The 13,186-nt window shown below is 62.4% G+C and carries 12 protein-coding genes; 8 read left to right on the top strand and 4 right to left on the bottom strand.

Annotation, left to right across the window (positions count from 1 at the left end; genetic code table 11):
- Window positions 1–418: 418 nt before the first annotated feature.
- Window positions 419–598 (bottom strand): hypothetical protein, encoded by a 180-nt coding sequence (locus tag IF809_RS07145; protein WP_462837200.1) that lies wholly within the window; start codon window positions 596–598, stop codon window positions 419–421.
- 445 nt (window positions 599–1,043) lie between these two features.
- Between IF809_RS07145 and IF809_RS07140 the strand changes: the two genes are divergently transcribed.
- The 6 genes from IF809_RS07140 (at window position 1,044) to IF809_RS07115 (ending at window position 8,006) form a co-directional block, all read left to right on the top strand.
- On the top strand, window positions 1,044–2,024 hold the full coding sequence (locus tag IF809_RS07140; protein ID WP_453996856.1) for an AraC family transcriptional regulator: 981 nt from the start codon (window positions 1,044–1,046) through the stop codon (window positions 2,022–2,024).
- A 145-nt stretch (window positions 2,025–2,169) separates the two neighbouring features.
- Entirely contained in the window at window positions 2,170–2,619 is a 450-nt protein-coding gene (locus IF809_RS07135) for a c-type cytochrome (RefSeq protein ID WP_128965351.1), read from the top strand.
- Window positions 2,620–2,929: 310 nt separating this feature from the next.
- Complete coding sequence (locus IF809_RS07130) at window positions 2,930–3,313, top strand: YjiS-like domain-containing protein (protein WP_462837199.1); 384 nt, start codon at window positions 2,930–2,932, stop codon at window positions 3,311–3,313.
- Window positions 3,314–3,626: 313 nt separating this feature from the next.
- A complete protein-coding gene (locus IF809_RS07125) occupies window positions 3,627–5,936 on the top strand; it encodes a xanthine dehydrogenase family protein molybdopterin-binding subunit (protein WP_462837198.1) in 2,310 nt (769 codons plus the stop codon).
- A 94-nt stretch (window positions 5,937–6,030) separates the two neighbouring features.
- Window positions 6,031–6,480 carry a cytochrome c gene (locus tag IF809_RS07120; protein WP_128965354.1) on the top strand — a complete coding sequence of 150 codons (450 nt, stop codon included), beginning with the start codon at window positions 6,031–6,033 and terminating at the stop codon, window positions 6,478–6,480.
- 242 nt (window positions 6,481–6,722) lie between these two features.
- Entirely contained in the window at window positions 6,723–8,006 is a 1,284-nt protein-coding gene (locus IF809_RS07115; protein WP_462837197.1) for a cystathionine gamma-synthase family protein, read from the top strand.
- Between the two features lie 75 nt (window positions 8,007–8,081).
- Here IF809_RS07115 and IF809_RS07110 read toward each other — a convergent pair whose 3' ends face one another.
- Entirely contained in the window at window positions 8,082–8,501 is a 420-nt protein-coding gene (locus tag IF809_RS07110; RefSeq protein ID WP_128965356.1) for a CHRD domain-containing protein, read from the bottom strand.
- Between the two features lie 155 nt (window positions 8,502–8,656).
- On the opposite strand from IF809_RS07110, the gene IF809_RS07105 reads away from it, so the two are divergent.
- Window positions 8,657–9,583 carry a c-type cytochrome gene (locus tag IF809_RS07105; RefSeq protein ID WP_462837196.1) on the top strand — a complete coding sequence of 309 codons (927 nt, stop codon included), beginning with the start codon at window positions 8,657–8,659 and terminating at the stop codon, window positions 9,581–9,583.
- Here IF809_RS07105 and IF809_RS07100 read toward each other — a convergent pair.
- Window positions 9,580–9,825 carry an Lrp/AsnC ligand binding domain-containing protein gene (locus IF809_RS07100; RefSeq protein WP_018317369.1) on the bottom strand — a complete coding sequence of 82 codons (246 nt, stop codon included), beginning with the start codon at window positions 9,823–9,825 and terminating at the stop codon, window positions 9,580–9,582. The two genes, IF809_RS07105 and IF809_RS07100, sit on opposite strands and share 4 nt — an antisense overlap.
- Before the next feature lie 83 nt (window positions 9,826–9,908).
- Window positions 9,909–11,891, bottom strand: coding sequence for a PAS domain S-box protein (locus IF809_RS07095; protein WP_462837195.1), 1,983 nt, complete (start codon window positions 11,889–11,891; stop codon window positions 9,909–9,911).
- A 312-nt stretch (window positions 11,892–12,203) separates the two neighbouring features.
- On the opposite strand from IF809_RS07095, the gene thiD reads away from it, so the two are divergent.
- Complete coding sequence (thiD, locus tag IF809_RS07090; protein ID WP_453983008.1) at window positions 12,204–13,004, top strand: bifunctional hydroxymethylpyrimidine kinase/phosphomethylpyrimidine kinase; 801 nt, start codon at window positions 12,204–12,206, stop codon at window positions 13,002–13,004.
- Window positions 13,005–13,186: the final 182 nt, after the last annotated feature.

Here is a 13,186-nt window from a genome sequence, read left to right as displayed (position 1 = left end):
TTGCGCCAACGATTTGGTTGGTATCGGCTCTTTGCCTCAAGCTGCCTGTTGGCGAGAGTTGAACCCAGGCTACGAGCTCGACGCAAGGAGCTCGCGTCCGCTAGACACCGCCGCTTCGGGCCTTAGGTTAGCGAGCCGGAGCATTGCCGACGGGAAGTCGTCACGCTCAATGCGGAGCTTCGGCAAAAATGTTTCGAGCTAGGCCGCGCAGATCTTCAAGCTTCACTCGCAGGTCCCCAAGCTCCTTATGCAATTCGAGCCTCCGGCTACCCGTAGGACAGTTCGCGATCAGGGTGGCCGTCTGAAGAATGGAAATGTCGAGAAGGAGTATGGCGCGCCGAACGGCTTCTTCCAAACCGGGTCGGCGGCGTGTACCTGGAAATTCCACGACATTGTGCATGGCTAGGCCGGGTCCCTGTCAGGTTGCCAAATATCTGGCCGCCTTGAACAACTCGCTCCGCTGCGCGGATTCGGGAAGTTTGGCCAGCTCAGCTGCAAGCAGGTCGATCAGCTCGCCGCGTCTTTCCGGGTGCCTTTCCTTACTCAGCAGTTCTCTGAAGTGGATGACTTTTTGAATGGCCGGGGCGGTATTGTCCATCGCAGAACTCACGTCGTCTCTCCGTTTTGATCACTAAGACGATATGCTACTTTGCGTCGTCGGCGAACTGCCGTCCAAGATCGGATTCTGCAAAGTGTGCTCGATTTTCGCAGGGCTTTATTGAGCAATTCCCAGCTGAGCGAGAAAGAAAATGACCGCCGAACGAGAAGTTCGACGGTCAGTTTTTTTCCGTTGCGTGTGGCGAAACGATGGGGCGGCTGCCACAGCGACGAAAAGACAATCGTATAACTAGGTTATTCAAAGCTGGTCGGCTTTAGTTATCTTTACATTTATCTACCGCGGTGATGCGCTGGCACAACGATTCCGCATCGCCGGATTCTGCAAACATTGCTCAACGCCTGCATCGAAGCTCTCTTGATCCATATCAACTCAAGATGCGTTTCCCGACCCAGTATTATTGATTGCCCCCGTTTCGTGATTCCCAATGGATGAGATGGACTATCCCCTTAGCCGCTCTCCGGTTGTCCGCACTCGCGACCCGGAAGAGATGAGGAATGCGCTGAAGACGGTGTATGGGGCGACTGGATTTGCGGTCGCGAATTCAACCGATTTCGAAGCGGTGGCAAATTACCTAGTTTTACCTCACATCGGGCTCGGCTTTTGTGGATATGCTGCCAAAACAGAGGTCGAATTTCCCGAGGGCGATTTTGCAAGATTGCAAGTCGGCCTTAAGGGCAAAGCGGGCGTCGTTCTAGGCAACTCGACGACGCTGCCGGTGGACGAGCAGCACTCCGGCATAACCCCGGCGGGGCAGCCGGCTACCATCATATTCGAAGCTGGGTTCGAGCAGCTAATCCTTCGCATAAAAACGAGCGCACTGGAGAAGGCGTTAACGGCGCTCTTGGGGGCATCGCCTCGTGGGGCGCTCTTACTTGACCCCACCGCGGCACCTAAGCAGCCTGCGGCTCATCTGTTGCGCCAGCTCACCATGTTCTTGGCCGATCAGCTAAATTCAACGGCAGCGCAGTTACCTAAACCGACGCTAATCGAACTCGAGCAAGCGCTGATCATGACGTTCCTGTCGGCTCAGAGGCACAACTACACCGACATTTTGGATGGCCGCGCCACGGAGCCAGCGCCACTCGTAGTCCGGTTGGCCGAAGAGTACATCGAAGCAAATTGGGCTCGCGCGGTTGTCATCGAGGAGTTGGCATCCCAGACGAACACAAGTATTCGCAGCCTTTATGCGGCGTTCAAAAAGTATCGAGGATATTCGCCGATGCAATTTGCAAAGTCCGTTCGGCTCCGACACGCCAGAAGAATGCTCCTGGAAGGAAATCCGAGAACTTCCGTGTCTCAAATCGCCTTCAAATGCGGCTTCGGCAATTTAGGCCATTTCGCCAGTGACTTCCGACAAATGTTCGGAGAGCTTCCTTCGGAAGTTTTCGCGCGAGCGCGGAGTTGAAATAGAGCAACTGGCCCGCACTAGGCCTCGGCGCAGTCTCGGAGCACTCGCAAGCAAAGACGCAAGCCAGTCTTGATGTGGGTCAAACTGTCGGGGGACGAAGCGGTTAGGACTAAAACCTTACGAGCCAGCGTCGGAGCGGGACATGGTGAAATCTGGTGTGAAATCTTTGCTCATTGCCGGTCTTGCCGCTGGTTTCGGCGCCGCGGCCCAGGCTGAAGATCTCGATATCGGCAAATCAGAATTTCAGTCGTCGTGCGCGAGTTGCCATGGCACGGACGCCAGGGGCAAAGGACCGGTTAGCGACCAACTCAAGACATCGCCTCCCGATTTGACGATGCTGGCCAAGAACAACAACGGCGTGTTTCCCACGAATGCCATTTATGAAACCATAGATGGATCGAAGACAATTCCAGCTCACGGCACGCGCGAAATGCCGATTTGGGGGGAGCGATTCAACCCCATCGTCAAGTTGCCTCACTATGTTGATCCGTCTTATTGGAAGCTCGCCGGGGCGGAGCAAGACCCGGACCTTGTCGTGCGAAAACGCATCCTCTCTGTTGTCGATTATCTCAGTCGAATTCAGCAAAAATAATCGCTGATAAGGGGGGATGGTTTGCCCATCGCGTGATTTGCCCATCGCGCCTTAGCCAAGGCTCGCCTAAAAGATGTAGTCGATCTTTGCACAGCTCTTGATTACGCGCGGCCGCCGTGGTATTGGCGTCCGCATGATTAAATGCACGCGCAAAGTCAACTTCAACCACATGACCCGCTTCGGCTGGGCCGTGGAAGGAGTCGTGCGCTAGCAATTCGACGACGACATCTTTTCCACCAGGCCCCGCCGGCGTCGGACGGGGCCTTTTGTTTGGCCACGCTCCCTGCCGGCACAACAGCAGGAGCATGCGATGCCACCGCAACAGACGAACATTTCACCCGGGATCGGGGCCGATGCCGCAAGGCGCGGCCTCAATCTCTCCATCGCGCAGGCAAAGGACGCAATCGATCAGGCGTTGGCCGCGCGCCTCAAGGCTTCCGCCACGGCGCTGGACAAGGATGCTGCCGGGACAAATGCAGCATCGAGGCGGAGCGTCCTCGGTCTGCTCAAGCAAGCCTGGCTTGCTTTTCTGGCGCGGCGCCAGAACCCGCGGCTCACCGTGCACGACCTGAGCGACAGGGAGCTGCTGGATATCGGCCTGACGCGCGGCGAGGTCGACTACCTCTCGCCTCAGCGCGCCATCGATAATCTGCGAGACAGAACGCGGTATCTCTGGAACCGTGGCGGGATGTAAATGATCAACCGTAAAACATGGGCATGCGCTCTGAGAACAAGCGGCGCCCCGTGCGCTCGCTTGTTCTCAGGCGCGCGCCGCGGCGCTGATTTGGCAGCTTGTATCGGTCCGCTGGCCGGGACCGAGCGCGTCGAGGCGTCGTGGCGGAGTTCACAGGGATATGACCGAACTGCGGCCGTTTCGTCCGACCCCGCTGTGATAAGCGAGGCACGAGGCAATTTTTCGCGGGCCGTGCCGCTCTAAAGCCGTTTGCCTTGCCAGTTTTTCCACGGCAATATGCCGTCAAAACAACCATGAGAAACGGGAAGACAGAATGGCGGCTCCCATCAAGTTCGGCGTTGGTCAAAGCGTGCTGCGCAAAGAGGACGACGCGCTGATCCGCGGCAAGGGCCGCTATACCGACGATTACGCGCCGCAGGCCGCGCTGCGCTGCCTGATGCTGCGCTCGCCGCATGCGCATGCCAAATACACGATCGACGCCAGCCGCGCCCGCGCCCTGCCTGGTGTGGCACTGATCCTGACGGCCGACGACGTCAAGGATCTCGGCAATCTGCCGTGCCTGTTCAACCTCGAGACCGATCCGTTCACCGGCCCGCCTTATCCGATCCTCGCCAAGGACGAGGTGCGGCATGTCGGCGATGCCGTCGCCTTCGTGGTCGCCGAGACCATCGACCAGGCGCGCGATGCGATCGAGGCGATCGACGTCAAATGGAGCCCGCTGCCATCAGTGACGGGGGTCGTCAACGCCGTGAAGAAGGGCGCGCCGCAGGTCTGGCCGGATAAGTCAGGCAACGTGCTGTTCGACGTCTCGATCGGCGACAAGAAAACCACCGAAGCGGCGTTTGCCAAAGCGCATGCGGTCGCCGAAATCTCCATCGTTAATCCGCGCGTGGTCGCGAGCTTCATGGAAACGCGCGCGGCGGTCTGCGAATACGACGCCAGGAACGACCATCTGACACTGACCGTCGGCAGCCAGGGCAGCCATCGCCTGCGCGACATCCTCTGTCAGAACGTGCTCAACATCCCCACCGACAAGATGCGGGTGATCTGCCCCGATGTCGGCGGCGGTTTCGGCACAAAGCTGTTTCCCTATCGGGAATACGCCCTGATGGCGGTCGCGGCGCGCAAGCTGAGGAAGGCCGTGAAGTGGGCGGCCGATCGCTCCGAGCATTTCATGGGCGATGCGCAGGGCCGCGACAACGTCACATCAGCGAAGATGGCGCTCGCCGAGGACGGCAAGTTCCTCGCGATGGATTGCGACCTGATGGGCGATATGGGCGCGTATCTGTCGACCTTCGGGCCCTACATCCCGCATGGCGGCGCCGGCATGCTCCCGGGCCTTTATGACATCCAGGCCTTCCACTGCCGGGTGCGCACCATCTTCACGCACAGCGTGCCCGTCGATGCCTATCGGGGCGCGGGCCGGCCCGAGGCGGCCTATGTCATCGAGCGCCTCGTCGATGCCTGCGCGCGAAAACTCGACATGACGCCGGACGCGATCCGCCGCAAGAACTTCATTCCGCCGAAGGCGCTGCCTTACAAGACCGCGACCGGCAAGGTCTACGATTCCGGCGACTTCGCCGCGCATCTGAAGCGCGCGATGGAGATCGCCGCTTGGAAGGAATTTCCAAAGCGCGCCAAGGCGGCCAAGAAGCAGGGGCTGATCCGCGGCGTTGGGCTTGCGAGCTATGTCGAGGTCTGCGGCGTGATGGGCGAGGAGACCGCCAATGTGCGGCTCGACCCCAACGGCGACGTCACGGTCCTGATCGGCACGCAATCGAGCGGGCAGGGCCACCAGACCGCCTATGCGCAAATCGTCGCGGAGCAGTTCGGTGTTGCGCCCGAGCGGGTGCACGTCCGCCAGGGCGACACCGCGGAGATCGCCACGGGCCTCGGCACCGGCGGCTCGGCCTCGATCCCCTCAGGAGGCGTCAGCGTCGAGCGCGCCACCCGCGAACTCGGTCAGAAGCTCAAGGAGATCGCGGCGCAGGCGCTGGAAGCGAGCGCCGGCGACCTCGAGATTTCGGACGGCGTGATCCGCATCGCCGGCACCGACCGTTCGATCTCGTTCGCCGATCTCGCCAAGCGGCCTGGCGTCGACTCATCGAAGCTCAACGGCAGCGCGACTTTTGCCAGCGCCGACGGCACCTACCCGAACGGCACGCATGTGGCGGAAGTCGAGATCGATCCGGCCACCGGCATCATCAAAATCGTCAACTACGTGATCGTCGACGATTTCGGCAAGACCCTCAATCCGCTGCTGCTGGAAGGCCAGGTGCATGGCGGCGCCATGCAGGGCATCGGCCAGGCCTTGATGGAGCAGGTGGTCTATGGCGCGACCGACGGCCAGCTCATCACTGCCACCTACATGGACTACGCGCTGCCGCGCGCAGCTGATGGTCCGTCCTTCACGTTCGAGACCCACAACATCCCCTGCACGACCAATCCGATGGGCGTGAAGGGCGCGGGCGAGGCCGGCGCGATCGGCTCCTGTCCGGCCGTCGTCAATGCCATCGTCGATGCGCTCTGGCGCGAATACAAGATCGACCACATCGACATGCCGGCAACGCCGGAGCGGGTGTGGATCGCGATCAGCGAGCACCATCGCCGTCACAGCCTGTAAGGCGTGGCGCCTGCGGCGGGAATAATCGCCCGCCGCCGGGTTCTATCCAAGAACGATCTTCCCCAACTGTCTTGCGAGCCGGAGATACAGGCCGATGAAACGTATGTTGATTGTCGCGGGCACGCTTGTGCTGGGTGCGGGTGCCGTGATGGCGCAACAGGAGGTTGCCGTTCAGCAGGACAATCTGATGCGCTCGCAGGCCAAGAGCCTGTACACGGTCATCCTGAAGATGACCAAGGGCGACATTCCCTACGACCAGAAAGCCGTCGACGAGGCCATCGCCAATCTGGAGAAGGACGTCGCCAAGATTGCGAAGACGTTCGAGGTCAATCCCAAGCAGGACGTGGTCAACGCGACCTATGGCTCGTCGCCGAAGGTCTGGCAGCAGAAGGCCGATTTCGATTCCAAGATTCCGCCCGTGCAGAAGGCGCTCGCCGACGTCAAGGGCAAGATCCACGATGTTGCGAGCCTGAAGACCGCCTACACGGCGATCAACGACCGCTGCAACGATTGCCACGAGACGTACCGGCTGAAGTTGAAGTAGCGGTCGAATTCGTAGCCCGGATGGAGCGCAGCGCAATCCGGGTGAGCTGTCGAGGCCGATGCAGTTGTCTAGGATTGCGCTACGCTCCATCCGGCCTAGGTAGCGCGTCGTCAATTTCTCCTCGCACGCCCTGACGCATCGCCGTCAGAAGGACTATGTTTGCTTGCGCCGCGGCGTTGATGTCTCACGCTGTCAGGAGTTCCGACGCGCGGCGGCGATCTCAGGCAACAGCGAGACAGGCCATGGCAAAACCGTTCCCGTCGAAGACCCATATCGGCAACCATATGCTGCATCCGGAAACGCTGATGCTGACATATGGCTACGACCCGCAGCTGTCGGAAGGCGCCATCAAGCCGCCGGTGTTCCTGACCTCGACCTTCGTGTTCAAAACGGCCGAGGACGGGCAAGACTTCTTCGATTACGTCGCCGGCCGGCGCGAGCCGCCGGAAGGCATGGGAGCCGGGCTGGTTTATTCGCGCTTCAACCATCCCAACAGCGAGATCGTCGAGGACAGGCTTGCGATCTACGAGCGCACCGAGAGCTGCGCGCTGTTCTCTTCCGGCATGGCGGCGATCTCGACGACCATTCTCGCCTTCGTCCGTCCCGGCGACGTCATCCTGCACTCCCAGCCGCTCTATGGCGGCACGGAGACGCTGCTGACGAACACGCTCTCGCGCTTCTCGATCGGCGCGGTCGGCTTTGCCGACGGCGTCGACGAAGCCACGGTCAACCAGGCCGCCGAGGAGGCGATGCGCAAGGGCCGGGTCTCGATGATCCTGGTCGAGACCCCGGCCAACCCGACCAATGGCCTCGTCGACATCGCGCTGATGCGCCGCGTCGCCGACGGCATCGGCAAGACGCAGGGCCACACGCCGATCATCGCCTGCGACAACACGCTGCTCGGCCCGGTGTTTCAGCGGCCGATCGAGCACGGCGCCGACATCTCGCTGTACTCGCTGACCAAATATGTCGGCGGTCATTCCGACCTGATCGCGGGCGCAGCGCTCGGCACGAGGGCGGTCATGAAGGGCATCAAGGCGCTGCGCGGCGCCATCGGCACCCAGCTCGATCCACATTCCTGCTGGATGATCAACCGCTCGCTCGAGACCTTGAGCCTGCGCATGGAGAAGGCCAACAGCAACGCGCAATTGGTTGCGAATTTCCTGCGCGATCATGCCAAGGTGGCGAAGGTGCACTATCTCGGCCATCACGAGGAAACCTCGCCCTCGGGGCGCGTGTTCGCGCGGCAATGCCTCGGCGCTGGATCGACGTTCTCCTTCGACATCGTCGGCGGCCAGGCCGCGGCGGAGAAATTCCTCAATGCGTTGCAGATCTTCAAGCTCGCGGTCAGCCTTGGCGGAACGGAGTCGCTGGCCAGCCTGCCCGCCACGATGACCCATTCCGGCGTCCCCGCCGATATCCGCCGCAAGATCGGCGTGCTCGATTGCACCATCCGCCTGTCGATCGGCATCGAGAATCCGTCGGATCTGATCGCCGATCTCGAGCAGGCGTTGAGCGCGGCGTGAACGCGCTTCAATCCGGAATCGAAAAGGCCGGACGCATTGCTGCGCCCGGCCGTCGTATAAGAGGCCGCCGTGAACTTACTTCGTCACCTGGCCGCGGATTTCGCCCCCCGGGTTGGCCGCGGTGTGAATGTTGACGTAGAGCTTGCCGGCGAGGAGATCAGAGGCCTGCGCGTCGGTCAGCGTCGCCGAGCCTTCGACCGGGCTGTTGGCCGCGCCGGGAATCGGGATCGCGACGCCTGCGTTCTTGCCGGCCTCGGCGGGGCCGTGGAAATGGGCCGCGGTCGCGGGGCCGGAGAGGCCGGAATAGGTCAGCTTCCAGGAGAGCTTCTTGGTGGCAGCATCATAGTCGAGATCGGCCTTGCCGGTGCCGCTGCTGGTGGTGGCGGGGACTTCGGACTTGCCGTCCAGCGTCGCCTTCAGCTTCTCCGCGCTGGCCGGGCTTGCGAATGCGACGGCAGCCCCGAGGGCCAGCGTGGCAAAAAGCGCTTTGTTCATGAGTCTCTCCCTGTTGACGCCTGATTGCAGTCAAACTTGCAAACAGTGCGGCTCCGACTTTATTCCCGGATTACAATCACACCATCTAAATTATTCGTGGCTGGAGCCGCTGTGGGATGATCCGTAAAACGGCTTGAGTTCAACGGGATCCCGCAATGCTGCGACGAACAATTTTTGTCATTTTGATTGCTGCTGTCGCAGCCTTTGCCGTCTATTGGTGGCTGACCGCGCCGCCCGCGCTGGCCTTGCCGGCACCGACGCGCGGACCGGACCTTGCCAACGGGCAGGAGCTGTTCAACGCCGGCGGCTGTTCGTCCTGCCATGCCGTGCCCAACCAGCCCGATCGCCTGAAGCTCGGGGGAGGCCTCGCGCTCGGCTCGCCGTTCGGCACGTTCTATGCCCCGAACATTTCGCCTGATCCGACCGACGGCATCGGCCGCTGGAGCGAGGCCGAGTTCATCAATGCAGTGACGCGCGGCATTTCGCCCGACGGCACGCACTATTTCCCGGCGTTTCCCTACACTTCCTACCACATCGCCAAAGTCGATGATGTCCGCGATCTCTTCGCCTATTTGAAGACGCTGCCGGCGGTGTCGGGGCGGGTGCGCGACCACGACCTGCCGTTTCCCTTCAACATCCGCCGCAATGTCGGCATCTGGAAATTGCTGTTCATGGATGTCGGGCCGTTTGTGCCGGACGCAAAGCGTTCGGCGCAATGGAATCGCGGTCGCTATCTGGTGAACGGCTTCGGCCATTGCGCCGAGTGCCACAGTCCGCGCAATTTTCTCGGCGGCGTCATCGCCGCGCAGCGGTTCGCCGGCGGTCCCAATCCGGAAGGCGACGGCTGGGTCCCCAACATCACGCAGAAGGGCATCGGTGACTGGAGCGAGAAAGATATCGCCGACTTCCTCGAGACCGGCGACATGCCCGAGGGCGACAGCGCATCGGGCGCGATGCGGCCGGTCATCAAGAACCTCGCGCAGCTGAGGCCAGAGGATCGTGCTGCGATGGCCGCCTATCTGAAGTCGCTGGCGCCGGTCGACGGGCCGACGCCGCCCAAGCGCGCGACTCCGCCCAGCTAGCTCGCCCCGAACGCCTTGAAGGTGATGATCGTGAGCGTGTCCTGGATGCCCGGCAGCACCTGCACCTTCTCGTTGACGAAGTGGCCGATGTCGGTGTCCTTGTCGACATAGAACTTCACCAGCAGATCGTATTGGCCGGCGGTGGAATAGATCTCGGAGGCGATCTCGGCTTCGGCAAGCGCGTTGGCCACCGTGTAGGACTGGCCGAGCTTGCATTTGATCTGGACGAAGAAAGGAACCATTGCAGTCACTCCGAAGGCATCTCTTGCCGGCTAATAGGCCAAAACCGGCCTGATTTAGCAAGCCGCCAGATACCAGTCCTGTCCTAGGAGGTCACGGACGTCGCGGCAAATGCGTCCCTGAGCCGCTGGGCAAGCTCGGCCTTGCGATAGGGCTTGGTCAGGACGACCGAATGGGGCTGTGCGCGACCTTGCTCGACCAGGGTCTCCAGCGCATAGCCTGAGGTGAACAGGACCGGCAGGGCGGGCCTGATACGCCAGGCCTGATCGGCGAGCTCCCAGCCGCTCATCCCGCCGGGCATGACAATATCGGTGAACAGCAGGTCAATGCCGGGGTCGGCGCGCAGCCGCTGCAAGGCCTCCTGACCGTTGACGGCGGCGAGGACATTGTAGCCGAGCGCCTCCACCCGGAGGATCACCGATGAGCGCACGAACGGATCGTCCTCGGCGATCAGGATGGTCTCATGGCCGCGCGGTGCGGCCTCTTCGCTCTCCAGTACGTCGACTAGCGGCTGTCCGCCGCCGGCGCGCGGCAGATAGATCCGGACGGTCGTCCCCAGGCCTTGCTCGCTATAGATCGAGACATGGCCGTCGGATTGCTTGGCGAAGCCATAGACCATGCTGAGCCCGAGCCCAGAACCCTTGCCGACCTCTTTGGTGGTGAAGAACGGCTCGAAGGCGTGCTCGATCACCTCAGGCGTCATGCCGTCACCGTCGTCCGTGACCGATATCAGCGCGTAGGCGCCGGACGCGACTTCCGGGTGCAGGGCGCGATAGTCCTCGTCGATCGCGGCGAGCTCGGTGCTCAGCGTCAGACGGCCGCCTGACGGCATCGCGTCCTGCGCATTCAGCGCCAGGTTTAGTACGGCCGATTCCAGCTGGGAGCGGTCGGCAAAAGCCTTGATCGTGCCGGGCCCGAAGGCGGTGCTGATCTCGATATTCTCGCGCAGGGTGCGCTTGAACAGCTTGAGCATGGACAAGATGAGCTCGCGGCAATCGATCGTCTGCGGCCGCAACAGCTGCCGGCGGCTGAAGGCGAGCAGCCGCTGCGTCAGCTCCGCGCCTCGTTCACCGGACTGGCAGATATCGTCGGCGAACTGGCGCAGATCCGGCCGGGCCTTGAGCTGCTCGCCGAGATGCTCGGCATTGCCGATGATCACGGTTAGCAGGTTGTTGAAGTCGTGCGCGATTCCGCCGGAGAGCTGGCCGACGGTTTCCATCTTCTGCGCCTGCTGGAGTTGCTGCTCGGTCAGCTTGCGCGCGGTCAGATCGTGGATGATGCCGACGAAGATGAGCTCGCCGTCCTGCATGGCCTGGCCGACCGACAGGTCCATCGGAAAAGTCGATCCGTCCTTGCGCAGGCCGGTCGTCTCGCCGCCGGTCGCGAAGCCGGGGACCGGGCCGTCGGACCCGGCGCCGGCTCCGCCTGGCATCAGCACCCTGACGTTCCTGTTGATCACCTCTCTGGCCTGATAGCCGAACAACCGCTCGCAGGCCGGGTTGAACAGCAGGATGCGGTTCTGCGCATCGAACAGGATGACGCCGTCGACCGCGGTCTCGACGACCGCGGTGAGACGCGCCACGCTTTCGCGCATTGCGCGCTGTGCCTCTTCCACCTGCTTGAGCAGCTGCGTCGCGTCGCGGCGCTTGGTCTCCTCCTCCTCGAGCGCGGCCTGGACCTTCTGCAGCTCGAACGGGGAGGGGATCGTCAGGATCTTCGGCAACAGCGGCCAGAGTGCGGCCGCGGTGAAGATCGACGCGATCGCGGTCGCCGCCTTGACAAGGCCCTCGATGCCGTAGATCGGCACCCAGAGCGTGTAGATCGACAGCACATGCGTCAGCCCGCAGGCCATGATGAAGGCCGCGAATGCCCAAAAGACCCAGCCAAATTTGAGGTCACGCCGCTTGGTGACGAGGATCGCGAGCGCAAACGGGATCGAGAAATACGCAATCGCGATGCTGGCATCGGAGACGACGTGAAGCCAGATCAGCTCGGGTTCCCACAGCAGGCAGATGCCATGCGGCGAGAACATCGACGTGTCGAGGAGGCGTTGGAAAAAGGCCCACATGATACAGTCCGAGAGGGTTGCAGGCCGGGGCGGCCCGCAACATCGCGTTGCCTGCGAATCGGCCAACGTTTCACCATCTGGAGTTGCGTGCCAAGGCCGGGTGATACCGAGGTCATGATGTCGCCCGTTATGCACGCTTGCGGGACGACAAGCCGGCAACGCTTCCCCTTCGCCTGATTCGGCCGCGCCCCCGCAGGTCCGGCTTGCCGGTGTGCCTTGCCAGTGTGCCTTGCCGGAGCCTTGCGAGCGCGCTAGGACAGGCAGGTCAGGACAGAGCATGGCCGAGTATTGTTCAAGCAAGCGTATGCTGCGATGACGGCGCCCGTGGCGCTCACCATCGCCGGCTCCGATTCGAGCGGCGGCGCCGGCATCCAGGCCGATCTGAAGACCTTCGCCGCGCTCGGCGTCTACGGCGCGTCCGCTATCACGGCGCTGACGGCGCAGAACACCGAAGGCGTCGCCGGGATCCACGCCGTGCCTGCCGATTTCGTCACCGCGCAGATCGATGCAGTGTTCGCCGATCTGGCCGTCGGCGCGGTGAAGATCGGCATGGTGGCGCAGGCCGGCACGATCGAGGCGATCGTTGCCGCGCTGTCGCGCTGGAAGCCTCGCCACGTCGTGCTAGATCCGGTGATGGTGGCAACATCGGGCGATCGCCTGCTGGCCGCGGAAGCCGTCGAAGCCTTGCGCACGAAGCTGATGCCGCTTGCATCGGTGATCACGCCCAATCTGCCTGAGGCCGCCGCTCTGCTCGACGAGCCGCTCGCGCGAAGCGAGGCCGACATCGAACGTCAGGGGCGTCGGTTACTCGGTCTTGGCTGCCGCGCGGTCCTGATCAAGGGCGGGCACGGCGAGGGCCGTGAGAGCATCGACTATCTCGTCAGCACCGATCGCCTGATCGCACTCGCCGCGCCGCGCGTGGCGACCCGCAACACCCACGGCACCGGCTGCTCGCTGTCCTCGGCCGTCGCCGCGGGTCTTGCCAAGGGCGAAGATCTCGAGACGGCCGTACGCAACGCCAAGGGCTGGATCAGCGCGGCCATTGCGGCCGCCGACCGCTTCAGCGTCGGTCATGGCCACGGGCCGATCCATCATTTCCACAAGTTCTACTGAGATCGCCGTCGCGGCGCTCCATTCACCGGCGTGGCCACGGTTTTCCGGCATTTTGCGGAGAACCAGGGCGGCCTGATGTCGCCTGATTGTCGCATGCGGCTGATAATCGCGGGGAGGGCGAGGCAAGGTCTGATTCGTATTTGAGGGTGCCTCAAAGGTTCAATCGTCATCCCCCTGTCACG

The organism is Bradyrhizobium sp. UFLA06-24 (genome assembly GCF_054967145.1).
The sequence above is the reverse complement of the archived record's forward strand: the minus strand, read 5'-3'. Positions and strand labels throughout refer to the sequence as shown.